At 34.8% G+C, this 25,284-nt stretch carries 20 protein-coding genes and 1 pseudogene; 9 read left to right on the forward strand and 12 right to left on the reverse strand.

The window, feature by feature from the left end; translation table 11 throughout:
* Nucleotides 1-404 precede the first annotated feature (404 nt).
* The 8 genes from ACM39_RS13845 to ACM39_RS13880 form a co-directional block, all read right to left on the reverse strand.
* Nucleotides 405-1,589: a hypothetical protein gene (locus ACM39_RS13845; RefSeq protein ID WP_048511651.1), complete on the reverse strand. Its 1,185-nt coding sequence runs from the start codon at nt 1,587-1,589 to the stop codon at nt 405-407.
* A gap of 79 nt (nt 1,590-1,668) precedes the next feature.
* Nucleotides 1,669-2,502, reverse strand: a complete 834-nt coding sequence (locus tag ACM39_RS13850) for a type 1 glutamine amidotransferase (RefSeq protein WP_048511652.1) — start codon at nt 2,500-2,502, stop codon at nt 1,669-1,671.
* Nucleotides 2,503-2,537: 35 nt separating this feature from the next.
* Nucleotides 2,538-3,656, reverse strand: coding sequence for a carboxylate-amine ligase (locus ACM39_RS13855; protein WP_048511653.1), 1,119 nt, complete (start codon nt 3,654-3,656; stop codon nt 2,538-2,540).
* Between the two features lie 29 nt (nt 3,657-3,685).
* On the reverse strand, nt 3,686-4,639 hold the full coding sequence (locus ACM39_RS13860; protein WP_048511654.1) for a RimK family alpha-L-glutamate ligase: 954 nt from the start codon (nt 4,637-4,639) through the stop codon (nt 3,686-3,688).
* 55 nt (nt 4,640-4,694) lie between these two features.
* A complete protein-coding gene (locus ACM39_RS13865; protein ID WP_048511655.1) occupies nt 4,695-5,408 on the reverse strand; it encodes an alpha/beta hydrolase-fold protein in 714 nt (237 codons plus the stop codon).
* 37 nt (nt 5,409-5,445) lie between these two features.
* Nucleotides 5,446-6,657, reverse strand: a complete 1,212-nt coding sequence (locus ACM39_RS13870) for an acetyl-CoA carboxylase biotin carboxylase subunit family protein (protein ID WP_048511656.1) — start codon at nt 6,655-6,657, stop codon at nt 5,446-5,448.
* A 140-nt stretch (nt 6,658-6,797) separates the two neighbouring features.
* Nucleotides 6,798-8,213, reverse strand: coding sequence for a leucyl aminopeptidase family protein (locus tag ACM39_RS13875; protein WP_048511657.1), 1,416 nt, complete (start codon nt 8,211-8,213; stop codon nt 6,798-6,800).
* A 4-nt stretch (nt 8,214-8,217) separates the two neighbouring features.
* Nucleotides 8,218-9,339, reverse strand: a complete 1,122-nt coding sequence (locus ACM39_RS13880) for an alpha/beta hydrolase (protein WP_048511778.1) — start codon at nt 9,337-9,339, stop codon at nt 8,218-8,220.
* A 219-nt stretch (nt 9,340-9,558) separates the two neighbouring features.
* Between ACM39_RS13880 and glgB the strand changes: the two genes are divergently transcribed.
* The 8 genes from glgB to apaG all read left to right on the forward strand — a co-directional run bounded on the left by glgB (nt 9,559) and on the right by apaG (nt 20,596).
* Nucleotides 9,559-11,508: a 1,4-alpha-glucan branching protein GlgB gene (gene glgB, locus ACM39_RS13885; protein WP_048511658.1), complete on the forward strand. Its 1,950-nt coding sequence runs from the start codon at nt 9,559-9,561 to the stop codon at nt 11,506-11,508.
* Nucleotides 11,509-11,516: 8 nt separating this feature from the next.
* On the forward strand, nt 11,517-12,923 hold the full coding sequence (locus ACM39_RS13890) for a glycogen synthase (RefSeq protein WP_048511659.1): 1,407 nt from the start codon (nt 11,517-11,519) through the stop codon (nt 12,921-12,923).
* Nucleotides 12,924-12,975: 52 nt separating this feature from the next.
* Nucleotides 12,976-13,455, forward strand: coding sequence for a hypothetical protein (locus ACM39_RS13895; RefSeq protein WP_131701461.1), 480 nt, complete (start codon nt 12,976-12,978; stop codon nt 13,453-13,455).
* A gap of 16 nt (nt 13,456-13,471) precedes the next feature.
* Nucleotides 13,472-14,740 carry a glucose-1-phosphate adenylyltransferase gene (locus ACM39_RS13900; protein WP_048511661.1) on the forward strand — a complete coding sequence of 423 codons (1,269 nt, stop codon included), beginning with the start codon at nt 13,472-13,474 and terminating at the stop codon, nt 14,738-14,740.
* A gap of 120 nt (nt 14,741-14,860) precedes the next feature.
* Nucleotides 14,861-15,901, forward strand: coding sequence for an SRPBCC domain-containing protein (locus ACM39_RS13905; RefSeq protein ID WP_048511662.1), 1,041 nt, complete (start codon nt 14,861-14,863; stop codon nt 15,899-15,901).
* A gap of 124 nt (nt 15,902-16,025) precedes the next feature.
* Complete coding sequence (locus tag ACM39_RS13910; RefSeq protein WP_048511663.1) at nt 16,026-18,839, forward strand: 2-oxoglutarate dehydrogenase E1 component; 2,814 nt, start codon at nt 16,026-16,028, stop codon at nt 18,837-18,839.
* Between the two features lie 39 nt (nt 18,840-18,878).
* Nucleotides 18,879-20,123 carry a 2-oxoglutarate dehydrogenase complex dihydrolipoyllysine-residue succinyltransferase gene (odhB, locus tag ACM39_RS13915; RefSeq protein WP_048511664.1) on the forward strand — a complete coding sequence of 415 codons (1,245 nt, stop codon included), beginning with the start codon at nt 18,879-18,881 and terminating at the stop codon, nt 20,121-20,123.
* A gap of 98 nt (nt 20,124-20,221) precedes the next feature.
* Nucleotides 20,222-20,596, forward strand: a complete 375-nt coding sequence (gene apaG, locus ACM39_RS13920; protein ID WP_228377119.1) for a Co2+/Mg2+ efflux protein ApaG — start codon at nt 20,222-20,224, stop codon at nt 20,594-20,596.
* A gap of 106 nt (nt 20,597-20,702) precedes the next feature.
* On the opposite strand, the gene ACM39_RS13925 is transcribed toward apaG, so the two are convergent.
* The 3 genes from ACM39_RS13925 to ACM39_RS13935 are packed head-to-tail and all read right to left on the reverse strand — an operon-like array spanning nt 20,703 to nt 23,167.
* Nucleotides 20,703-21,257, reverse strand: a complete 555-nt coding sequence (locus ACM39_RS13925; RefSeq protein ID WP_048511666.1) for a 3'-5' exonuclease — start codon at nt 21,255-21,257, stop codon at nt 20,703-20,705.
* 35 nt (nt 21,258-21,292) lie between these two features.
* A complete protein-coding gene (locus ACM39_RS13930) occupies nt 21,293-22,276 on the reverse strand; it encodes a glycosyltransferase family 2 protein (protein WP_048511667.1) in 984 nt (327 codons plus the stop codon).
* Between the two features lie 6 nt (nt 22,277-22,282).
* Nucleotides 22,283-23,167, reverse strand: a complete 885-nt coding sequence (locus ACM39_RS13935) for a lysophospholipid acyltransferase family protein (protein WP_048511668.1) — start codon at nt 23,165-23,167, stop codon at nt 22,283-22,285.
* A 79-nt stretch (nt 23,168-23,246) separates the two neighbouring features.
* Between ACM39_RS13935 and ACM39_RS13940 the strand changes: the two genes are divergently transcribed.
* Entirely contained in the window at nt 23,247-23,810 is a 564-nt protein-coding gene (locus ACM39_RS13940) for a thioredoxin family protein (protein WP_053073331.1), read from the forward strand.
* Nucleotides 23,811-23,897: 87 nt separating this feature from the next.
* On the opposite strand, the pseudogene ACM39_RS13945 reads toward ACM39_RS13940, so the two are convergent.
* A pseudogene (locus ACM39_RS13945) lies at nt 23,898-25,280 on the reverse strand (aldehyde dehydrogenase); the annotation flags it as partial.
* Nucleotides 25,281-25,284: the final 4 nt, after the last annotated feature.

Below are 25,284 nucleotides of genomic sequence, written 5' to 3' on the forward strand. Positions count from 1 at the left end.
TTGGACGTGCCGAAAGCGGCATCAAGGTCGGGGGTTTCCATAATTTTTTTTCGTTGTTTTTGTGTTAAACAAATATAATTAATTTATCTTAATTCCATGTTGTTCATATGGTGTTATTTTTATTTATGAATTTATTTTTGCTGCTGTATGTAATGGCATACAAAAAGGGTGTGAATATACTACACTCTAACTCAGGTTACTGGTATAACCCATCTAAGAAATGCAGCAAAACACACCCGATCGGGTGCATCTTACAGTCATTATTCCTAGATATTTAAATATTACCAGTATTTGAGTTAGAAAATGAACTGCTAAACGCAATATTTTATATTTAAATTATATTAATCTGTTCTTATAATTTTGTTTTATTGTTTAAGCAAAAATAGAGAAATTTTTAAAATAAATTATTCTCCGGCAAAAAAAGCATTTGAGCTACCGATCCAAATGGCATCTTTCTTATTGAAGTCAACATTTACCATTGCTGCTTTTGTCATTCTCCCCAGATTTTCCAATAGAATAGGGCGCTCGTCGTTTTCCCGCCAGATATACAGCAGACGGATTTCTGCTTTTGAAAATTCTCCGTTGATATCTTCAAAAATGGGTTCGTAAGTTACTTTTCTTTGCAAAATATAGTTTTCCCTGTCCTTGATCGCGTCAGTGATTTCTTTTGTCGGGTTTAAATTGACACCGCTTCCAGCAAAAGAAAACAGAGGTTTTAAAACAAAATTTTCAAGATGTTCATTTTCAGGAAATTCATGTAAAAAATAGCTTTTTGGAACAAATTCATGTTTCAGTAATGGCAAAAGAAACTTTGATATTTTAAAGAACCAGTTGGGATGGGTAACCCAAGTTACATCTACGTCTTCACGGAAATCAAATTCAGTTTTCAGATCCGGGATACTGTCCAGCTCATCAAAAATCACACGATTATAAATTCTTTTAATTTCAACGGGCTTTCCATCTTTTTCATAGAATAATTGTCGTCCATCTTTTTTAATTTTTGTAAGGCAGACGGTCTTTATTCCTAATAATTTTTCAGTTAGGGCAAAATCAATTGCTGTTTTTTGTTTCTCAGGATAAATTTCAAGCAGAATTACATTTTCAGGATTTTCATCAGCAACAATAAGCTCTTTTAAATAATTTTCAAACTCTTCATGAGACATATTGTTTTTAATTTCTGAAAGAAAAGGATAAACTTCACAAAAAGTATTTTCAAAGACTCTCTGAAAAGCATATAATGAAGGAAAAGCCTGTAATTCGATAAGCTGTGGTTCTATTTCTCCGTTTTCACTTTTGCAGATTCCAAAATCGATAGTGAAAAAATGAGGCTGTTTGGTATCATTGGGCACTTTACAATTTTCAGGAATAGCTTTTTCTAATGTTCCGGCCGGCAGAGCTTTTATTTGATCAATAATGCTCTCACTCGCCTCAATAAGTTTGTTTTTAAACTTATTGGTGAGGAAAAACGGGCTTTCAGAGATTCTGAAACCGGGTTCCAGACCGCTTTTTTGTTTTAAAAGCTGCTTAAACAGGTCATATTTTTCCTGTGAAAATTCCTGATTAAATTGTTTTCTATACTTCGGAATCATATTTTTTTCTTTGTGATTTTAAAAAATCGGACAATTTTTGCCCGATTTTTTTATTAATAGCTAATTTATTAATGTCAATTTACACCATTGCTTCGGTTCCTTTCAGAATGTTTTTTTTTGCAAACTGTAAAAATCTAGGAAGTATTTGGGCCTGGGTAAGCACAATTTTATCTTCATCATCCATTCTGTCCACAGTTTCAAGATATTTTTCCATTCCGAAATTTTCAATCATTGCCTGTTTGTTTTTCTCATCTTTCAGATTCTCAACCATACCTGCAGGATTAGCTTCAGGATGGAATTGGGTTCCAAAAATTTCTTCTGAAAAACGTATTGCCATCACCGCTCTTTCCAGATTAATGTGAGGACGGAATTTCTCAATGGCAACGATTTTCATTCCCAGTTCGTCAAAACGATCATGATTAGGCTCAATAAATTGGAAAGCTCTCGAATCTACTGCATAGAAAGGATCCGGAAGGTTTTTAAATAAAAACTCCTGTTTGCCTTCTTCTGTTTTGTGTACCGGCATTACTCCGAAAGAATAAGACCTTCTTTTGCAGATATTTCCCAGCTTCCAATGAATGCTTGCTAACTGGAAAGAATGACAAATCAAAAACAGATATTTTTTATCGTCATTATATTTGTTATGTTCAAAAACAGAATCTAAAAAACCTGAAAATTTATCTTCCCATTCAAGACCTTCCCTGTGTGGATCTCCTGGGCCCCCGGAAGAAATGAAAATATCAAAATCTTCAATATCCGGGATTTCGTTTTTAAATCTTACATCAAAAGTTTGGATAATTACGTTGTCTTCAGAACTAAGCTGAAAAGCTTCCGAAATTTCTTTAATATTTCTAAAACCTTGATTTACATGGTTGTTATTCATGTCAAGCAAGGCAATTCGAATATCTCTCATACTACTTCATATTTTTTACAAAGTTACCAAAAATATTATGAAGCGGATTCACCATGCGTTATACCATATTCGGTTTCTGAAATCATATAGTCTACAACTTTCGTTAAGTCGCCAGTTTCTTTGAAGATTTGGAGCTGTCTGTCTGCACCCGTTCCGTTTTCTAAAATTTGCCAGGCATATTCTACCTCTTCTCTGCAGCCCAAATCATCCACAACATCATCGATGAACTCCAAAAGTTCTTTCAATAAATCCGGATAAGGAACTGATTCTTCTTTTCCGAAATCAATAAGATGGGCTTCGATTCCGCTTTTGGAAGCACGCCATTTATTTTCGTTTAATAATAATCTTCTGTAGCTTCTGAAGCTCAAATTCTGCTGATGGAGCTTATAGATTTTTGCTACTAAAGCCTGCATAATTGCGGCTAAACAAACTGTTTCGTCAATTCTCAGAGGCATATCACAAATTCTGAACTCAATCGTAGGGTAGAAGGGATGAACCCTCAAATCCCACCAGATTTTCTTAGCATTGTCGATAGTTCCTGTCTTTACCAGAAGGTCAACATAGCTGTCAAACTCAGCCAGAGAGTTAAAAAAACTCGGGATACCGGTTCTTGGGAATTTTACAAATATTTCCTGTCTGTATGATTTGAAGCCCGTATTTCTTCCAATCCAAAATGGTGAGTTGGTAGATAAGGCATAAACGTGCGGAAGAAAATAACGCATTACATTCTGAATTCTCACACCTTCTTCACGATTCGGGATTCCGATATGCACATGGAGGCCAAAAATAAGGTTTCCACGGGCAACATCACCCATATCGTCTACAATTTTATTATAACGCTCTCCGTTTGTGATGGTATTATGCTCCCAGTTTGAAAAGGGGTGCGTACCACCACCTGATACACGCAGACCTTGTTCGTGTGCGGTTTTGATAAGATGTCTTCTTAAATTCGTCAGTTCAGCTTTTGCTTCCTGAATGTTTTGGCAGATTCCTGTTTCCATTTCAATCATGGATTCGTGCATTTCATGTTTTAAGTTTTCACTTAGAACGGCTTTTCCGCCTTCAATAATTTTCGAAACATGAGAGATTAAGTCCCTGCTCTCAACATCAATGATTTGATATTCTTCTTCGATTCCAATGGTAAATTGATGCATTTTTTTTCGTGCTTTTTATTTTTATGTTCTTATTTTACAGAATCTTTTACAAAAGTTCCCCAAGAGATATTTGGTTTTCCGGGAACATATTCTTTTGCTTTTTCTATGGCTAATTTTGCGGCATGTTCTACGATCCATCCAAAGTTTTCTTCTCCTACAGAGTTTCTGTCTGCATCGGGGGCGGGATTGCAGAAATCAATTGCATACGGGATTCCGTCTCTTACTGCAAATTCAACTGTATTGAAATCGTATCCAAGAGCTTCATTCATCTTGATGGTATAGTCATGAATTGTTTTTAATAATTTTTCCAATTCTTCACCTTGAGTCTGATGAGTGGTTGCATATCTCAAATGATGGGCATTTCTTGGTTCATAAGGCATAATATGAACATATTTCTGTCCGAGACAATATACTCTGTAATAATCATCAAAAACGATTTCTTCCTGTACCATCATTACCAATTGCTCTGTTTCGCTTAGTTTATTCCAAAGATCTTCCGGATTTTCCACTCTGTAAACACTTTTCCAACCACCTCCGTCATGAGGCTTCATATAAGCCGGGAAACCCACATATTCGAAAATATATTCCCAGTCATGAGGAAACTTTAAATTTCTGAATGATGTTTCTGTGGTATCTGTCGGCCTTTCGTGCGAAGGAAGCAAAACTGTTTTCGGAAGTGGAATTCCCAGTTTTGACATTAATGCATTATTGAAAAATTTTTCATCTGCACTCCACCAGAAAGGATTGTTAATTACATAAGTACCGTTCAGCGCTGCATTTTTAAGATAAGCTCTGTAAAAAGGAACATCCTGCGAAATTCTGTCGATAATTACTGCATAGCCATAATCAGCGCCTTGTTCCAGTTTGTCAATATTTACAGGTTCAGCGATGATTTCTCCGCCCCCCAATTCATTTACTTTATCGATAAAAGCCCAAGGGAAAGTATCTTCCATACCGAATAGAATTCCAACTTTTTTTGCCATAATTGTATTTTTTAATGTTGTATATTAATATTTTAGTTTAATAAATTTAATGATTTTAAGAGAAGAAAGTGCCGATAAATGTAGGAAAAACCATTCTCCAAAGCGGCCAGTCGTGATTAATCCATTTTCTTTCATCATACCAGAAATCAATTCCTTTTGAGCTTAAAATTTCTGCCATTTCAATATTCTTATCTTTGCAAATATCCTGATCAGATGTGCTCAAAACAATGTGCATATGTTTATATTTCCAGGCTTCATCGTTTTTTACAAATTCTCTTGGACAATTGAAATATACCAATTCATCAGAATATCCGTCCATAAAATTTCTTATGCTGAAAGCTCCTGAAAGGCAGAATAAGTGTGAAACCACATCCGGAAACCTGAATGCAAAATTGGCAGCATGATAACCTCCAAAACTCGCACCTGCGACTGCTACGCGATGTGTCTGATGGATTTTCTGGATATAAGGAACAAACTCCTGAATCAAAAACTGAACATATTTTTCATAATTTTTAATTCTTTGCTGAGGCGAAATATTATCGTCATAAAAGCTCCATGCATCGATAGTCTGAATGTTGTATAACTTTACTTTTCCCTGCTCTATAAACCAATTGATGCTTCCGTTCAGATGAAAATCATGGTTTTGTGTATATTGCCCTTGTGAAGTTGGAAACATAATAATTGGATAACCGTAGTGTCCTGTAACTTCTACTTTAAGGCTTATTCCTAAAATATGCGAATAATAATCTGTATGCTCTATTTGCGGCATTTTTTTTCTTATTTGATTTTAAATGTAATAGGTAATGTTAGCTCATCGGCTTATCTTTTGGCGGAAGAATATTCAGCAGTTCTGCATGTATTTTTTCGGCAGCCTTGTCTAGCCTTTCCTGTACAAGGGTAGCATCAGCTGATTTATAAACAATCCCGACATGATAATCTATAGGAAGGAATTTCACTGCTTCTTCACACTCAAATTCGTTATAATCGGGTTCTTTATCTTTAATTAAAGCTACAATCAGCCCGGAATAATATCCTGTCGGCTTTGAAACTTCGTAATTCTTACCTCTCAATAATGCATCTTCAATGATAGCCCATTCCCTCCAGATATTAATATTGCTTGATGCCTCTACCAAATCAGGAATATGAGCCCCTCCGACTCTTGAAGATGTTTCAAGGAAATAATATTTTCCATCATCTTTACTTTTGATAAATTCTGTATGGGTAGCACCATTCATGAGGCCAAAGCTTGAAAGTACTTTGGCATTTACCTGCTCAAGAGCTTGAAATTCATCTGAATATCTTCCTAATGTTTTAGTTCTGAAAACGCCGCCTTCATGAGAAACCTGCATTGGTGGGGCTAAATATTTTGATGCTGATGTGAAAACAATTTCCCTGTTAAATGTCAAACTGTCAACATGATAAACATCCCCGGGTTTGAAGCTTTCCAATAAAAACAGGTGTCTCTCTTCTCCAAGAGCATTCAAAGCATCCCAAAGATGATCTTTTGACATGATTTTTTTAATTCCTGATGCGGAAGCTTCTGAGCGGGGTTTTAATACCCAGGGCGCAGAAACGTTATCGATAAAATTATTAACCTCATCATTATTAAAAACCGGTGTAAATTCTGGGACATTAATTCCTGAATCTTTTGCTTTTTGCCTCATCGCCAATTTATCTCTGAAATAACGATGCGTTGTTTGTCCCATTCCCGGAATACGGAAAGTTTCCCTGATAAGTGCGGCTTTTTCTACATCATAATCGTCAAGTGCAATTACTGCATCCACCTTTCGTGTTTGCATAAGATGTGAAAATCCCTGAATAAGATGCTCTAAATTCCAGACAGACGGTTTCAGTTCGGGCATGTAAAATACCTCGTCTATAGCATGCCACGGCCAGTTTTTTTCTTTAAGATTCTCAGATGTTACCAAGATGATTTTGTTACCGAGCTTTTTCATTTCATCCATGAAATCATAGCCCTTGTAATAGCACGAAATACATACTATTGTTTTCTCCTCCATATAATGTTTTTTTAATATTGATGAATTTTCAAATATAAAAGTGATTTTTTATTAATTATTTAATATGAAAATAAGAAATAAAGTGCGTATTTGAGAATTCTATATCAATTATACAGAGAATTTTTGTAATAAACTAATTTTTAGTGATAATTTTCGATTAAATCTGCCAATAATTGTACTCCAAAGCCGGTTGCTGCCTTTTCTTTGGCATATCCGACATTTCCGAAGGCTACTCCCGCAATATCGAGATGTGCCCATTTGGGATGGTTTTCTATGAATTGCTCTAAAAATTTTGCAGCAATAATACAGTCTCCGATAGGTTTCATTGAAATATTTTTCAAATCTGCAACATCAGACTTTATATCATCTTTCCAAACATCCCAAAGAGGTAAATTCCAAAGTCTTTGATTGGTTTTATCACCCGTTTTTATCAAAAGATTTTTCAGTTCTTCGTTATTCGAAAACATCGCTCCGCACGTATCACCAAACATTCTCACAGAACTTCCTGTCAAAGTAGCAAGATCGATGAGGAAATCTGTTTTGAAATTTTTCGCCATATAAGAAAGCCCGTCTGCTAAAATCATCCTGCCTTCTGCATCGGTATTCAGAACCTCAATTGTTTTTCCGTTATAAGCTGTAATCACATCACTGGGAAGGAAAGCGTTTTCAGAAACTGCATTATCTGTGATGGGTAAAATAGCAACGATGTTGATGGGAAGCTGCATTTCTGCAGCGTAAATCAATGTTCCCAAAACAGCCGTTGCACCGCCCATGTCAGACTTCATATAATGCATATTGTCGGGGTTTTTTAAGGAAACTCCGCCCGTGTCAAACAATACGCATTTTCCGACCAACCCGAAAGTTTTGGCATTTTTTACGGTGGTTTTATATTCAATAATTGTAAAAGCTGCATCATAAGCACTTCCTTGATTTACAGAAAGATAAGCGCCTAGACCAAGTTCTTCGCATTTTTTTCTGTTATATGAAGTATATTTTAAGTCGTATTTTTTTGCTAAATTTTTTAGATATAAACTAAAAGTATCAGGTTTCTTGAGGTTGGCTGGTTTATTCAGCCAATCCTGACAGGCAATTTGTCCGTTGCTCAGGGCCGTCGCTCTTTGACTAATTATATCTAATTTTTTTTGGCTTATATTTTCAGAATGAAGTTCGAATTTTGCATTCCAAAAAGGATGGTTTTTCTCAAAAGGGTAGTTATAGGTTCCAATTAAAAGGCCTTTTATAAATTCCTCAAATTGTTTTTCACTCATGAAGTCTCCTAAAAACAATGTGGGAACTGCCTGTAATTTTTCCTTTTGAATTTGTGAAAATTTTACCGCAACCTGTTGGATTTCGAAATTTTGCAAAGCTGACTTTCCTAAGCCTATAAAATAGGTGATGCCTTCTTCGTGAGCATTTATGAAAACTTCATGCTTTTTCCCTGTGAAAAAAGTGGAAATATTTTTATTGAAATTTTTACTTGTTTTTACCCATTCCTCTTCGGTAAATAGATGAAAAACCTGGGTGTAATTTGTATTTTTCTTATTAATTAACTTCATAATTTTAATTTTTAATGCTTTTTTGTTGCGGTTTTACCTCTACCGGATTTTCTCTGTTATCGTAGAATAACCACTCAATGGCTCTTGGGAACTCCTGTGACCAATAAAATTCGCTATGCGTTCCTTCCGGGTTGATGTTGGTTTTAAATTCAAAATCAAACAGATTTTTCTTTTCCCAGCGTTTCAAATATTCTTCAAAAATGCGAATTCTTTTTACCATTTTAGAACCTTCCTGACCGCCTCCGTAAAGATAAATCTTAGTTTTATAAGGAATTCTGAAATTCATCAACGGAAAATTATTATTCGGCTCAACCCAAAGTGACGGGGAAAAAATTAATAATTTAGAATAAACTTCAGGATAAAGGAAGCCGCTGTAAATACTAATCAAGGCACCTAAAGAGCTTCCCCCGATTCCTGTATTATCCCTGTCTCTTTTTGTGCGGTAATTTTGGTCTACATAAGGCTTCAGGGTGTCGGTAATAAAACGGATGTATTTTTTTCCTTCAGAGCCATTTGCTACATTGTCATTATCAAAAATATATTCTTTGATTCTTTCTTCGCTTCCGTGTTCAATAGCAATAATAATGATGTCACCACGTCCATATTCAGCTAAAATGGAAAGTTTTTTATCAATTTCCCAGTTTCCGTACCCGCTTCCTTCATTGAAGAGGTTTTGAGCATCCTGAAGGTATAAAACAGGATAATCTTTATTGGAAATATAATAATCGTAAGGCAAAAGCGCCCAAATTTTTCGGTAGCGCTCAAGCTGTGGAATGTAAAATTCTTCTGAAATAATTTCTGCAATCGGGAAATATTCATCTTTGAATGGACCCCAGTTTAATCTCCATTTTTCAACAATATCAGAAGTTTTGCCAATTGATTTAGGAATTTTACGATTGGGAGTAATATTTCCGTATTTGTCCAGTTCTACGTTTTCCCAGCCCCCTTTTGTAAATTTATAATCGATAATATCTGTAAGAATCTGATTGTCAATTTCTATAAAATAGGTATTAAGATCTAGTTTTCTAAGTTGGTAGTTATCATCTTTCGGGTTCCAATTGTTGAAATTTCCTGTGATATATATGGCTCTATCATCACTTTCCTCGGTATAAAGTTCAAACCTCATCATGTGTGTTTAAATAATTTTTAAAAGATAAATTTATAAAAAATCTTTTTATAACAAATTATTTTTGAAATCATAAAAGAGTGGACGAAAAAATTATATATTTGGTAGAAACAAGTGATGGAAGGAGATTAACATAATAATTATTTCAATAATAATTAATGGTTTCTGTTGTTTTTTTTCGTAGTTTCAAACAAAATATATAATTAAAACAAAACCGTGATGAATTCGGTTAAAACATATACGCTTTTTACTGATCAGGATATTTATCTTTTTAAAGAGGGTAAACATTATAAGCTATATGATAAATTTGGTGCACATTCTACAGAGAAAGATGGTGTAAAAGGAGTTTATTTTTCGGTTTGGGCTCCAAATGCAAAAAAAGTTTCGGTGATCGGGAACTTTAATAACTGGAATGATAAAGACCATATTTTATTTCCCCGATGGGACGAATCGGGGATTTGGGAAGGTTTTATTGCGGGTTTGACCTGGGGGACACTATATAAATACGCCATTGAAACTGCTCGTGGTGAAATTTTAGAAAAAAGTGATCCTTATGCTTTAAGCTGGGAACAAAATATTCAGGCAGCGTCACTTGTCTCAACAACCTGGTATGAGTGGGATGATAAAGACTGGCTTGAAAACCGATGGAAAAAAAACAGTCTTAATGCTCCGGTTTCTGTATATGAACTTCATTTAGCTTCATGGCTGCGGGAAGGAGATAATCCAAATCTATTTTTGAATTATAGGGATGTGGCAAGAAAGCTCGTTCCTTATATAAAAGAAATGGGTTTTACCCACGTAGAATTTATGCCTGTCATGGAATATCCTTATGATCCAAGCTGGGGGTATCAGATTACAGGATTTTATGCCGCGACCTCACGTTTTGGCTCACCACAGGATTTGATGTTCCTGGTTGATCAGCTTCACAAAAATGATATTGGTGTTATTTTAGATTGGGTTCCTTCTCATTTTCCCGGTGATGCCAATGGTTTACACAGATTTGACGGTTCTTATTTATATGAGCATGAAGATCCCAGAAAAGGTTTTCATCCGGATTGGAAATCCTATATTTTCAACTATGGAAGAAATGAAGTTAAATCTTTTTTAATCTCAAATGCCATGTTTTGGTTTGAGCGTTATCATGCAGACGGGCTGCGTGTTGACGCGGTGACTTCGATGCTTCATTTGGATTATTCAAGAAATGAAGGTGAGTGGGAGCCTAATATCTATGGAGGAAATGTAAATCTGGAAGCCAAAACTTTCTTACAGGAATTCAATACGGCTGTTTACAAAGAATTTGGAGATAATATTATCACAATTGCAGAAGAAAGCTCGGATTTTCCGATGCTGACGAAACCTGTCCATGATGGCGGAGTTGGTTTTGGGATGAAGTGGATGATGGGTTGGATGCATGATACTTTAGACTACTTTAAAGAAAATTATGATAACAGAAAATTTCAGCATCATAAATTGACTTTTGCTTCCATGTATATGTATAATGAAAATTATATGATGCCCCTGTCACATGATGAAGTGGTACATGGGAAAGCAAGTCTGATTTATAAAATGCCGGGTGATGAATGGCAGAAATTTGCAAACCTTCGGGCTCTATATGTCTATATGTTTACACATCCGGGAGCGAAACTGCTTTTCATGGGGGATGAGTTCGGACAGACAAGGGAATGGAATTTTACCCAAAGTTTAGATTGGCATTTGTTGCAATACCCTGTTCATAAAGGTTTGCAGACTTTAGTGAAGGATTTAAATCATATTTACAGATATGAAACCGCTTTTTATGCAAATCAATTTAATAAAAATGGTTTTGAATGGGTGCAAGCTGATGATTTGGAAAATTCTGTTTATGTATATGTAAGAAAGGGAAAAAGAAGAGATGATGTTTTCATGGTGATTTTAAATTTAAAACCACAAGCCTTAGATTATAAAATTGGGGTACATGCAGGGACATATTGGGAAGTTATTTTCAATTCCGATGATGAAAGGTATAATGGAAGCGGAGTAGTGCCAAATATTTTTAAAGAAGAGAATGAAGAATATTTAGGCCATCCAAAGTCTATCAGTATCAATTTACCACCACTTTCCGGAATTATTCTGAGACAGAAGAAAGATAAAAAGTATAAATTAAACAGAATTAAACAACACAAAAGATAAAAGTAAACATGATAGTTTATCATCTCAGTACGGAGTGTTATCCGGTAGCAAAGGTAGGAGGTTTGGCTGATGTTGTAGGAGCTTTGCCAAAATATCAGAATAAAATAAAAGATGTTGATGCTAAGGTGGTTATGCCTTGGTATAACAAACCTTTTGTAAGCGAACATGAGTTTGACATAGTTTTTGATGGATTTATTCATCAGGGGCCAAATATGCTTCAGGTGCAGGTCTTAAAGGAGAAAACTGATGTTTTGGGATTTGAATTGTATCTGGTGAAAATTCCTGGACTTTTAGACAGGGATAATCCTTATGGTTACCAGGATGAAAGCTTTCAGTTTCTGGCTTTTCAGCATGGTGTTTTACATTGGTTGAGCGCAATGGAAATTCGTCCTGATGTTTTGCACTGCCATGATTATCACACAGGATTAGTTCCTTTTATGATTGAATATTGCCCTGAATTTTCTGTATTAAAAGGGGTGAAAACTATCGGAACTATTCATAATGGCGAATATCAGGGAATGATGAATTGGGAAATGGCAAATTATTTGCCTTCTTTTGATTCTTACAAATGGGGGCTGATGGATTGGAATGGATACATTAATCCTTTGGCGAGTATGATTAAATGTTCTACGGCCTTCACAACTGTTTCCGAAGGGTATCTGGAAGAACTTTTTGTAAGTTTCAGAGGTTTGGAAAGTCTGGTGCGTGATGAATTCGGAAAAGCATATGGAATTATCAACGGAATTGATACGGAAGTCTGGAACCCTGAAACAGATCCGATGCTTGATTTTAACTTTAATAGCAAAAATGCAGTTGAGCTAAAGAAAAAAAATAAAGAAAAGCTTTGCAAAGAGTATGGCTTAAAACCAGAACTTCCTTTGTTTGCTTTTATTGGAAGATTTGCCACGGAAAAAGGGGCTGATTTCCTCCCCGATGTAGTCTGGAGAAGCATTAAACAAAGTTATGGTGCTTTGAATATTATGATTTTGGGTTCAGGAAATTCTTATATTGAAAATAAGCTGAAAGAGTACGATTATACTTATACCAATTTTGCATTGGATTTAGGATATAAAGAACACCTTTCTCATAAAATATATGCTTCGGCGGATTTTTTACTGATGCCGTCAAGGGTTGAGCCTTGTGGTTTAAATCAAATGTATTCCATGAGATACGGAACGGTGCCGATTGTGAGATATACAGGGGGGCTGAGAGATACGGTAGAAGATATTTCGACAGGCGGAGCCGGGCTGAATTTTACATTTCCGGGAGTGGATGATATTATTCACACGATGAATAGAGCGATGGGAATCTACAACCAAAAGGGAGTGATGGAAAATCTGATTCACGCAAATATGAATTTTGATTTTGCCTGGGAGAAATCGGCAGAAAAATATATAGCTTTATATAGAAATTAAAATGTTGAAAAAGCTTCCTTTTCTATTGATATTAATGATATTTTTTTCATGTGTGAAAAAAGGAAGTTATCGTGGAGGTTACTATTGGATTTACAGTTATGGTTATCCAAGAATGGATTTTTATGAAGCCGCCGAAGGAATTTCAGAAAAATGGAAAATTAAATATCATTCAGTTTCTGGATGTTTGATTGATCAAAAGCTGATGGATAGTGTGGAATCTGAAAACAAAAAGACTTACGCTGAAATCGAGAAGAAATATGGGAAAGATTGGCGCAAAAAATATAATAAAGACATAGATGGATTCATGATGAAAAAAGTTGATGTCATGGATGTTTTAATTACCAATGAACTATTCAGAAACGAGCTGAAAAAATATTATATAGAAATTTATGATGTTGATAAGAATGTAAAGGAATTGAGTGACGATCTATATGAAGTTGTAGTTTATAATGAAAAGCTAAAAGCTAAAAATAAAGAATGCTTTACCGTAAGCGTAAATACTAAAGATAGAACAGTAAATTTAATAAGATAAAAACGCAACATAATTTATGAATCGCAATGTTATTTCCATCGTTTTGGGAGGAGGTAGAGGAACCAGACTTTTTCCATTAACATATTCTAGGTCAAAACCAGCTGTACCGATTGCGGGAAAATACAGGTTGGTGGATATTCCTATTTCAAATTGTTTAAATTCGGGATTGAATAAAATTCTGGTTTTAACACAATTTAATTCTGCTTCTTTGAATTCACATATCAAAAACTCTTATCATTTTGATATTTTCAGCAAAGGTTTCGTAGATATTTTAGCTGCAGAACAGAATGTAGAGAATGAAAGTTGGTATCAGGGAACTGCAGATGCAGTTCGCCAGTCAATGAAACATCTTGAAAAGTATGATTACGATTATATCCTTATTCTTTCGGGAGATCAGTTATATCAGATGGATTTCCGAGAAATGCTGGATTATCATATTGAAAAAGGAGGTGATGTGACGATAGCTACCATTCCTGTGAATGCGAAAGACGCTACAGGTTTTGGAATTTTAAGCTCTGATGATGAGGGAAATATTACATCTTTTGTTGAGAAGCCCGGGTATGATTTTTTAGAAGGCTTAAAATCTGAGGTTTCCGAAGATAATAAACATAAAGGGAAAGAATATCTGGCTTCGATGGGAATCTATATTTTCACGAAAACTATTCTTAAAAAAATGTTTGACGAAGGAGCGGGAGATGATTTCGGAAAAGATATTATCCCAAATTCTATCGGAAAGTATAAAACGTTGAGCTATCAGTACGAAGGGTATTGGACAGACATTGGTACTATCGAATCTTTCTACGAAGCGAACTTAGATTTATGTCAGGATTTCCCCCAGTTTAATCTGTTTTCTCCCTCACCGATTTATACAAGAGCAAGAATGCTTCCGCCATCGAAAATCAATGGTTCTTATGTAAGTAAAGCTGTTTTTGGAGATGGATGCATTATTATGGCTGATAAAATAGAAAATTCAGTGATCGGAAACCGAACTAGAATTGACAAAGGAAGCACTATTGTGAACTCGTATGTTATGGGAGCTGATTTCTATCAAAATACTACAGAAATTGTAATGAATGATAAAAAGGGTAAGCCAAACATGGGGATCGGAAAATACTGTTATATCGAAAAAGCTATTTTAGATAAAAACTGCTACATCGGTGATAATGTAAGAATTATCGGAGGAAAGCATTTACAAGACGGAGATTACGGAACTCATTCTGTTCAGGATGGAATTGTGGTAGTGAAGAAAGGAGCTGTATTATCTCCCGGAACTCATATTGGGTAATTGCGTGATGAAGTTTGAAGATCGAAGTTATCTATTTCACCGTCATTAATCCTTTAAAATAAATTTAACAAGAGTGATCAACATATTGGTCACTTTTTTTATTTGTATTACATTTGTGCGATGCGTTTTTTCAAAATTATAGCTGTAATTATTGTGCTTTTAGTGGGAGCATATGCTGCTTCTATGTACTATTTCGTGGATGAAAGCAAAAATTTTAAAATTGTAAAGGAAGTAGATTATCCTGTAGATAAAGTCTTTTCCCAGTTTAATAATCTCCAGCATTTTACCCGTTGGAACAATTTTTTCACAAGTTCCCAATCTATTGATATTGATTATTATACACCGTACGAAGGGCAGGGCAGCTCGATGAGCTATGTAGATCCGAAAAATGATACGGATGGTGAAATGTTTATCAGATATCAAAACTTAAATAAAACGTTGAAATTTCAGCTTTTTGAAGATAAAAATGAAAACCCGACATTGGTCGATGTGAAATTTAAATCTCTTGCTCCTGAAAAAACACAAATTATTTGGTATGTAACTACGCCTAAATTATCGGTTTTTAAAAGAGTTGAAAATTTCTGGACGGAAGATAGATTTGCTGAAAATATTGATAAAAGTATGGTGAATCTTAAAAATGTTTTAGGCAATAAAGTAGAAAAAGACAATCAGATGGCAGCGATAAAATATGACAGCCTGATGGTAGAAAAAGAAGAAGAAAAATTATTGCTCGGAATTAATGTAAGTACTTCAAACAAAAAAGATGCGCTTTACAAAAACATTGTGATGAACTATAATAAAGTGTATAATTATACCACAATGGATTTGGGTAAGAAAGATGACGAATTTGGTTATCCGGTTTTGATAACTGATGCCGATAATTATAAGGATAAAGAAGTATCTTATTTCCTGGGTATCCCGTTATCTAAAAAGTTTGGAGTTACAGATAATAATTTTAGTTTCAGAACGATAAATCCTACGGAGAATTATATTATTTATTACAAAGGAACGTATGATGGAAGAGTGAAGGCAATCCAGCAACTTATCCTAAAAGCTAAGAAAGATGAAATGCGTTTCGGAGATATTCGCCAGACTTTTATTGAGCGTCCTATAGAAGGGCAGGAAGTTAATTTGAAGCTCTCATTATCAGTATTTAAGTAATTTAACAAATTTTATCTGTTTCATAGTTTTTTTTAATGATTGAAGGCTGTCCCAAGTCGGTTTTTTTTATTAAATTTGAAGATTAATTCTACAAATAAATTTTAATAATAGATAAACTGTAATAATGGACAGATTTTCATTCCTAAACGCAGCTCATTCTCAGTTAATTGAGGATTTATACCAACAATACTTAAAGTTCCCGGATTCCTTAGAACCATCATGGAAAGCCTTCTTTCAAGGCTTCGATTTTGCGTTGGAGAATTACGGAGATGACGATAACATCCAATATATTCAAACTCCTGCTTCTTCACCTGCGGTAGCGCAAGTTTCTCAGGCTGTATCAAACGGGGAGGTTCCAGAGCACATTAAGAAAGAATTTAAGGTAGTAAACCTTATTGAAGCTTACAGAACAAGAGGGCACTTGTTTACAAAAACAAACCCGGTTAGAGAAAGAAGACATTATACACCGACTTTAGATATCGAAAATTTTGGTCTTGATAAGTCTGATTTAAATACAAAGTTCAATTGTGCCGTTGAAACAGGAATGAAAGGCCCTGCAACTTTGCAAGAGCTTATTACTCATTTAGAAAACATCTATTGCGATTCTATCGGTGTAGAATATACATACATCAATAGTGTAGAAGAAAAAGATTTTATTAAACAGTGGCTACAGGTAAATGAAAACCACCCGAGTCTTTCTGCAAACGAAAAAACTGAAATTTTATTAAAATTAAACCAGGCGGTTGCGTTTGAAAATTATCTTCACACAAAATTTGTTGGACAAAAGAGATTTTCACTAGAAGGAGGCGAGACTTTGATTCCTGCTTTGGATCAGCTGATTTCAAGATCCTCTCAATTGGGTGTTGATGAGGTTGTATTAGGAATGGCTCACAGAGGCAGGCTGAATGTTTTATCTAATATTTTCGGTAAATCTTACAAACAAATTTTCTCAGAATTTGAAGGTAAAGAATTCGAAGAAGATGTATTCTCTGGTGATGTGAAATATCATTTAGGGTCATCTAAGAAAATTAAAACAGCTTCAGGAGAAGAAGTTTCTATTAATTTGACTCCGAACCCATCTCACCTGGAAACTGTAGCGGCCCTTGTAGAAGGTATCTGCCGTGCAAAAGTAGATGATAAATATAAAGGAGATTATACTAAAATTCTGCCAATTGTAATACATGGTGACGGTGCTATCGCCGGTCAGGGTATTGCTTACGAAGTTGCACAGATGATGACTTTGGAAGGGTATAAAACAGGAGGTACGGTACATATTGTTGTGAATAACCAGGTTTCGTTTACAACTAACTATGCAGATGCAAGATCTTCAACATATTGCACAGACATTGCAAAAGTTACAGAATCACCGGTAATGCACGTAAATGCTGATGACGCAGAAGCTGTGGTTCATGCGATTCACTTTGCTGCTGATTTCAGAGCTAAATTTGGGAAAGATGTTTACATTGATTTATTAGGATACAGAAAATATGGTCATAACGAAGGTGATGAGCCAAGATTTACTCAGCCTAATTTGTATAAACTAATCTCAAAACATCCGAACCCAAGAGAAATTTATAAAGATAAATTATTAAAGGACAGCATTACTTCTAATGATGTTATTTCTAAAATGGAAGCAGATTTTAAAGGACTTTTAGATAAAGACTTTGACGCTTCTAAAGAAATAGAAAAAAACATTATGGATGTGTTTATGGCTGAAGACTGGACAAACTATCCGATTGGAAAAAGAGGAGCCGTTCAGTTACCCGTTGATACAAAGTATGACCTGACAAAGCTTAAAGAATTGGCGATTAAAATGTCAACACTTCCGGCTGATAAAAAGTTTATCAATAAAATTACAAGGCTTTTCGAAAACAGGATAAAAGCTATCGAAGGAAATTCTTTGGACTGGGCTTTAGGAGAATGGTTAGCATATGCTACGCTTCTTGTGGAAGGCCACAACATTAGAATTTCCGGAGAAGATGTAGAAAGAGGTACTTTCTCTCACAGACATGCGGTTGTAAAAACAGAAGATACTGAAGAAGAGTATATTCCGTTAAGACATGTTTCTGAAAGCAGATTTGATGTATTCAACTCTCATCTTTCTGAATATGGTGTTTTAGGGTTCGATTATGGTTACGCTATGGCTTCTCCTAATACATTGACGATTTGGGAAGCTCAGTTTGGAGATTTCGTAAATGGAGCTCAGATTATCGTTGACCAATATTTGGCTGCTGCAGAGGAAAAATGGAAAATTCAGGACGGTTTGGTGATGTTATTGCCGCATGGTTCGGAAGGTCAGGGTGCGGAACACTCTTCAGCCAGACTGGAAAGATTCTTGACACTTTGCGCTAATGAAAATATGGTGGTTGCAAACATTACCTCACCGGCAAACTATTTCCATTTGTTAAGAAGACAATTAAAATGGTCATTCAGAAAACCATTAATCGTGATGAGTCCAAAATCATTATTAAGACATCCAAGAGTGGTTTCTCCGCTTGAAGATTTTTCAGAAAAAGGATTCCAGCCGATTTTAGATGATCCAAGTGCAGATCCTAAAAAAGTAGAAAAATTAGTTCTTTGTTCCGGTAAATTATACTTCGAGTTATTAGCCAAAAAAGAAGAGTTAAATGCTGATAATATTGCATTGGTAAGATTTGAACAATTATACCCGCTTCAGACAGATGCGATCGAAGCTATTTTCAACAAATATGAAAACAGAAAAGAAATTGTCTGGGCTCAGGAAGAACCAGAAAACATGGGCGCTTGGTCTTATATCCTGAGAAACTTCAGGGATACAGGAATTCAGGTAATTGCTCCGGTTCCGAGTGGTGCTCCGGCTCCTGGAAGTCACAAAATGTTTGAGAAAAACCAAAATGTGGTAATCAACAGAGTATTCGACAGAAATGATGCTCCTGTAAAAAGACCGGTAACAGCCTAATTTTAAAATAATAATTAATAAAAAAATAAAAAATACGATATGTCAGTTTTAGAAATGAAAGTTCCTTCCCCAGGCGAATCAATTACAGAAGTTGAAATTGCAACTTGGCTTGTAAAGGATGGTGATTACGTAGAAAAAGATCAACCAATCGCTGAAGTAGATTCAGACAAAGCTACTCTTGAATTGCCGGCTGAGCAAAGTGGAATCATTACTTTGAAAGCAGAAGAAGGTGACGTAGTACAGGTAGGTCAGGTAGTTTGTTTAATTGATGTGGATGCTGCTAAACCTGCGGGTTCAGCTGCTCCTGTTGCGGAAGCGCCAAAGCAAGAGGAAGCTAAAGTGGCTGAACCAGCTAAGCAGGAAGCTCCAAAACCGGCTGCTGCCCCTCAAACTTATGCAACAGGAGCGCCGTCTCCCGCTGCTAAGAAAATTCTTGACGAAAAAGGTATTGATGCTTCTCAGGTTTCCGGATCCGGCAGAGATGGTAGAATCTCTAAATCTGATGCTGAATTGGCTGCTGTTCCTGCAATGGGAGGAAGTTCTTTATCAGCTACGGGTTCTAGATCTACAACTACCACTAAACTTTCAGTTCTTAGAAGAAAAATCGCTCAGAGATTAGTTTCTGTAAAGAATGAAACTGCAATGCTGACTACTTTCAATGAAGTTGACATGTCTGAAATCTTTAGATTAAGAAAACAATATAAAGAAGAATTTGCTCAAAAACACGGAGTAGGACTTGGTTTTATGTCTTTCTTCACTAAAGCGGTTACAAGAGCTTTACAGCTTTATCCGGATGTAAATGCGTCTATTGATGGAGATTTCAAAGTAAACTACGATTTTTGCGATATTTCAATTGCAGTTTCAGGTCCAAAAGGATTAATGGTTCCTGTATTGAGAAATGCTGAGAATATGTCTTTTGCTAGCGTTGAAGCAAACATCAAAGATTTGGCGACTAAAGTAAGAGACGGAAAAATCACTGTTGACGAAATGACAGGTGGTACTTTCACTATTACAAATGGTGGTACTTTCGGATCGATGTTGTCTACACCGATTATCAATCCTCCTCAATCTGCAATTTTGGGAATGCACAACATTATCCAAAGACCTGTTGCTGTTGACGGGCAGGTGGTAATTCGTCCAATGATGTATGTTGCAATGTCTTACGATCACAGAATTATTGACGGTAAAGAATCTGTAGGATTCCTTGTTGCAGTAAAAGAAGCTATCGACAATCCTGTTGGAATTCTAATGGGAGGTGACGAAAGAAAAGGTCTTGGATTATAGATTTTAATAAAATTATAATATAAAATCACAATCTCGCTTTAAAAAAGGCGAGATTTTTGTATTTATTCAAGAAATACTTAGAAGTGATGTTTTCAAAAATGACTTTAAATATCAAAGTTTCAGTTATACCTGAATATGATAGTAAAAACAGTTATCCGTCAGAAAACCGTTATGTTTTTAAATACAACATTACAATTGAAAATGAAGGAAGTTTTCCGATCAAAGTTCTTAAAAGAAAATGGCTTATTTTCGATGTTGGTTTTGGATATACAGAGATTATTGGCGATGGAGTTATAGGTTTGACACCCGAAATTCCAATAAGTGATAATTTTGCGTATTTTTCTAATGTTATGCTCCGCTCCGGAGTGGGAAGTATGAGCGGAAAATACTTAGTTAAAAACATGGAAACACAGGAGAATTTTGAAATAGATATTCCGAAATTTAATTTATTGTCCGAAGTTTTAAGTAACTAAATTAAGACAAAGAAAGTATTAATGCAAAGGAGGCAAATGAGAAGGATTGTGTTTAATAAATAATGATATGCAGCCATTCTGTGTTAACCCTGTGGTAAAATGAAAATTACAGCTTTTTAATTTTTAGCTTCATATAGTCTAAAACCTCTTCATTGCTTGTAAGAAATAATTTTTCAAAAGCCAGTAAAGAAATTTTTGCACAAACTTCCGCATCAGCTCCCGCTCTGTGATGATTGAACTTGATTTGATGATATTCAGCCAAGTGTTTTAGGCCATATTTAGGTAAGTAATTCCACGATTTTTTAGCCAGCTGGATACTGCATAAATATTGTAATTTTGGAGTAAACATACCGTAATGTTCCAGACATCCTCTTAGAACCCCAGCATCAAAACCGGCATTGTGTGCAATCATCAATGTTCCGTACATCATTTCTTCTGCTTCGTACCAGATTTCATCAAATGTAGGAGCATCTTTTACATCTTCCGGATAAATGCCGTGAACATCTATATTAAACCTGCTGAAATAAGGGAAACTAGGGGGCTTTATAAGCCATGTTTTTGTTTCCACAATTTTAGAGTCCTGTACAATACAGATGCCCATCTCACACGCAGAGCTTTTCTCGTGGGTAGCTGTTTCAAAATCTATTGCACAAAAATCCATCTTTAAATTAGTTATGAATTATTTTTTACCTAAATCTAATTCGTTTTTCTTCCTAAAAAATGTTTAAAAATTAACCATTTAGTCTGATAAAATTTTTCTTTCTGATGCCGTTGTCGAAGCTTCCATGTTTCCAAAGTTTGTCCATAAAAAGCAAAATGGGCTCTTGCAACTGCCCAGAGGTGGGAAAACCCGTTTTTAAAAGCAAAATATACAGCAGCAAGTCCATCTAAGCAAAGCCTGAAAAATATTAACCAAATCAGTTTTGGAAAGGGTAAATTTTTCAGCAGCATAGAAAGATTATTCCTGATATTTAAATATGTTTTGTGAGGACTTTGTTTATTTAAAGTTCCTCCTCCGACATGATACACTTTAGATTTTCCGGTATAAAAGATTTTCTTTCCGGAGTTGATAAGCCTCCAGCAAAGATCTATTTCTTCCTGATGCGCAAAAAATCTTTCATCAAAACCCCTTTGTTCCCAAAAATCCTTGGAACGAATAAAAAAACAGCACCCTGAAGCCCAGAAAATTTCTGTTTCATCATTATATTGCCCCTTATCTTCTTCCAAACTATCAAAAATACGGCCTCTGCAATAGGGATATCCTAAATTGTCTATCAAACCACCTGCTGCTCCTGCAAATTCAAAATAATTTTTATTGTTGAAAGATAAAATTTTTGGCTGAACTGCTGAAATTGACGGGTCTTTTTCAAATAAATTCAAGACAGGGTTTATCCAGTTTTCGGTAACTTCTACATCTGAATTTAAAAGGCAATAATATTCAGCTTCAATATGTTTTAAACCTTCATTATAACCTCCTGCAAAACCATAGTTTCTGTTATTTTTAATAACTTTTACAGATGAGAAATTGTTCTGTAAAAATTTTATAGAATCGTCTGTAGAAAGGTTATCAATCACATAAACATCTGCATTTTCTGAAAAATGAACTACGCTTGGGAGAAACTTTTCAAGCCAGTTTTTTCCATTCCAGTTTAATATGGCAACAGCTAATTTTTTTGACATTTAAATCTAAATTTTTTCAGAATCGTATTCTTTTATAGAATCCTGGTATTTCCATTTTCTATGTGACCAAAGATAATTGTCAGGACGCTTGTGTAAAGTATTTTCCAATAATTTATGAAATTTTTTCACGACTTCATGATCTACAAATTTTTCTCCGTCAGGATAAATTCTTTGATAATTTACCTGGTAATAGCCACGTTTAACCTTCTTCATTTCGCAATAAATGAAAGCCAGATCCAGTCTGGTGGCAAGCTTGTCGTATCCGATAAATACAGGGGTTCTTTGATTGAGAAACTCCAAACCATAGGTAACACTCGCTGAATGCGGAGTCTGATCTGCAACAAACATATATATTGAATCTCCGTTGTTTTTATTTCTCAATATGTTGCGGATCACCTCATTGGCTTCCAAAGCTTCGTTTCCGAATTTGTTTCGGACTTTTTTCATCTGGTTTTCCCAAAAATCACTGTTTACTTTTCTGTAAACAGGGTGGCAGTGGGCTTGCGGAAGTGTTTTTGCTAAGGCGTTAATCCATTCCCAGTTAAAAACATGTCCTGCCAGCAAAATGATATTTTTTCCTTCTGCTTTAGCGTCATGAAATACATCTTGGTTGATATGCTGCATTCTCACCCTTGATTCTGTTTCAGAAATACTGAAAGATTTCACTGTTTCCACTAAATAATCGGAGAAATTGTGATAAAAATTTTTTCTGATTTCTCTGATTTCATCTTCTGTTTTTTCTGGAAAGGAATTTCTAAGATTCCTGGTGATTACAATTTTTCTGTATCCCACGAAATAATAATTTAAAAAGAATATTATATCCGAAAAAATATATAAAATTTTTAGCGGAAGCTTAGAAATGAAGTACAGTATTTTGATTAAGAAATTCATAAAACAGGCAAATTTACGGATAATAAAATTATGGTTCTATTTTTGCTTGCAATAAGTATTATTTTTTTATTTTTATAGTATGAAAAAATTACTTTTAACAGCGTTCTTAGGATTAAGTTTTTTCGCTTTCTCCCAGGAAATGAAAGATAAACCCGATGTAAGAGAAGCTGAAAAGGCTTTGTTGGTGAAAACTGACCACGCAGAACTGGATGCCAAGAAAAAAGCTGCTGAAGAGAAAGCAAAATTACCTAAACCTTATAATCCAAAGGCTGATGCACAAGCCGATATTAATCAATTAGTAACCCAGGCTAAAAAAGAAGGAAAAAATATAATGATTCAGGCTGGCGGAAACTGGTGCATTTGGTGTTTACGTTTCAATCAATTTGTGCAGACTACTCCTGAACTAAAGGAATTGGTTGATAAAAATTATCTTTATTATCATTTGAATTATTCCCCGGATAATAAAAACGAAAAAGTTTTTGCTCAATATATCGATATCAATGCACAACAGTTTTATCCTTTTTTTATTATCTTAGATAAAAATGGTAAAAAAATTCATGTTCAACAAAGTGAAATTTTAGAAGACGGAAAGGGATACAGTAAGGAAAAAGTGAAAGAGTTTTTAGAAAAAGGAAAAATTTAATATTAATAAATAACCCCTCTTTAGTTTATTAAGGAGGGGTATTTAATAAATAAAAAAAGCGTTTTAAATTCACTGATTAGGAATAATTTAAATCAGTTTTTTAATCCAATTGAATTTTTTTTCAGAATAAGGCGGGTATTTTATATCAGGTTCTCCCCAGGTTACTTTTTCCAGGATTGCTTTTTGGTGTGAAAAAGTTTCAAAACCAAATTTTCCGTGATAATTTCCAATTCCCGAATTTCCAACTCCGCCAAATGGAAGATGTTCATTTCCCAAATGCATCATCACATCATTGATACAGCCTCCTCCAAAAGAAAGTTTATTCTTAAAATTTTCTTTTTCTTCAGAATTATTGGTGAATAAATAAGCAGCCAGAGGTTTTTCCAGTTCCAAAATTTCGCTTAAAACAAGGTTAAAATTATTAAAAGATATTACAGGTAAAACCGGTCCGAAAATCTCTTCTTCCATTACTTTATCATTCCAACTAATATTCGTTAAAATAGTTGGTTCGATAAATAATTTTTCTCTATTAAAATTTCCGCCGGAGTAAATTTTATTTCTATCAATTAGTTGAATTAACCGTTCAAAATTCTTTTGATTAATAATTCTGGTGTAATGTTCAGAATTTGGCTGATAGCTGAATTCTTTGATGTAATGTCTAAGCATTTCTAAAAATTGCTCCTGAATAGATTCTTCGACCAATAAATAATCCGGAGCGACACAAGTCTGACCTGCATTTAAGAATTTTCCCCAAATGATTCTTTTGGCTGAAACTTCAAGGTCGGCATCTTTTGTAATAATCGCAGGAGATTTTCCTCCTAATTCTAAAGTAACCGGAGTTAAATGTTCTGCTGCTGCTTTGTAAACAATTTTCCCAATTTTTGTACTTCCGGTGAAAAATATTTTATCAAATTTTAATTTTAAAAGCTCTGTTGTTTCTTCGATTCCGCCCTCATAAACATATAAATATTCCGGTGGAAAATTTTCATTAATGATTTGTGCCATTGCTTTCATGGTATTTTCGGCAATTTCACTTGGTTTTAGAATGCAACAATTGCCTGCTGCCAAAGCCGCAACCACAGGAGATATTGATAATTGATAAGGATAATTCCACGCTCCGATGACCAGAATGTTTCCTAAAGGCTCAGGATGAATTCTGCTTTTTCCGATTTGATTGACAAGATTGGTTCTGACTTTCTCAGGTTTGGAAAGGGATTTTAGATTCTTTAAATAATAATTAATATCATTTACAATAAAGGAAATCTCCGTTGTAAACGTATCGAATTTTGATTTGCCGAAATCTTTGTATATCGATTCATATAAAAGGTTTTCATTTTTAATGATAATCTCTTTTAGTTTTTCAAGATAAATTTTCCTAAACTTAATATTTTTTGTTTGTTGTGTTTTGAAAAACTCTTTCTGATTTGCTGCGATTTCCTGAATTTCCATACCATGAATTTGAGGAATTAATGCA

Source organism: Chryseobacterium sp. FH2 (assembly GCF_001045455.1).
Classification (GTDB): domain Bacteria; phylum Bacteroidota; class Bacteroidia; order Flavobacteriales; family Weeksellaceae; genus Chryseobacterium.

Coding starts and splice junctions, on each gene's coding strand:
- ACM39_RS13845 (WP_048511651.1), bottom strand. CDS start 1,589: ATGATTCCGAAGTATAGAAAACAATTTAATCAGGAATTTTCACAGGAA.
- ACM39_RS13850 (WP_048511652.1), bottom strand. CDS start 2,502: ATGAGAGATATTCGAATTGCCTTGCTTGACATGAATAACAACCATGTA.
- ACM39_RS13855 (WP_048511653.1), bottom strand. CDS start 3,656: ATGCATCAATTTACCATTGGAATCGAAGAAGAATATCAAATCATTGAT.
- ACM39_RS13860 (WP_048511654.1), bottom strand. CDS start 4,639: ATGGCAAAAAAAGTTGGAATTCTATTCGGTATGGAAGATACTTTCCCT.
- ACM39_RS13865 (WP_048511655.1), bottom strand. CDS start 5,408: ATGCCGCAAATAGAGCATACAGATTATTATTCGCATATTTTAGGAATA.
- ACM39_RS13870 (WP_048511656.1), bottom strand. CDS start 6,657: ATGGAGGAGAAAACAATAGTATGTATTTCGTGCTATTACAAGGGCTAT.
- ACM39_RS13875 (WP_048511657.1), bottom strand. CDS start 8,213: ATGAAGTTAATTAATAAGAAAAATACAAATTACACCCAGGTTTTTCAT.
- ACM39_RS13880 (WP_048511778.1), bottom strand. CDS start 9,339: ATGAGGTTTGAACTTTATACCGAGGAAAGTGATGATAGAGCCATATAT.
- glgB (WP_048511658.1), top strand. CDS start 9,559: ATGAATTCGGTTAAAACATATACGCTTTTTACTGATCAGGATATTTAT.
- ACM39_RS13890 (WP_048511659.1), top strand. CDS start 11,517: ATGATAGTTTATCATCTCAGTACGGAGTGTTATCCGGTAGCAAAGGTA.
- ACM39_RS13900 (WP_048511661.1), top strand. CDS start 13,472: ATGAATCGCAATGTTATTTCCATCGTTTTGGGAGGAGGTAGAGGAACC.
- ACM39_RS13905 (WP_048511662.1), top strand. CDS start 14,861: ATGCGTTTTTTCAAAATTATAGCTGTAATTATTGTGCTTTTAGTGGGA.
- ACM39_RS13910 (WP_048511663.1), top strand. CDS start 16,026: ATGGACAGATTTTCATTCCTAAACGCAGCTCATTCTCAGTTAATTGAG.
- odhB (WP_048511664.1), top strand. CDS start 18,879: ATGTCAGTTTTAGAAATGAAAGTTCCTTCCCCAGGCGAATCAATTACA.
- apaG (WP_228377119.1), top strand. CDS start 20,222: ATGACTTTAAATATCAAAGTTTCAGTTATACCTGAATATGATAGTAAA.
- ACM39_RS13925 (WP_048511666.1), bottom strand. CDS start 21,257: ATGGATTTTTGTGCAATAGATTTTGAAACAGCTACCCACGAGAAAAGC.
- ACM39_RS13930 (WP_048511667.1), bottom strand. CDS start 22,276: ATGTCAAAAAAATTAGCTGTTGCCATATTAAACTGGAATGGAAAAAAC.
- ACM39_RS13935 (WP_048511668.1), bottom strand. CDS start 23,167: ATGAATTTCTTAATCAAAATACTGTACTTCATTTCTAAGCTTCCGCTA.
- ACM39_RS13940 (WP_053073331.1), top strand. CDS start 23,247: ATGAAAAAATTACTTTTAACAGCGTTCTTAGGATTAAGTTTTTTCGCT.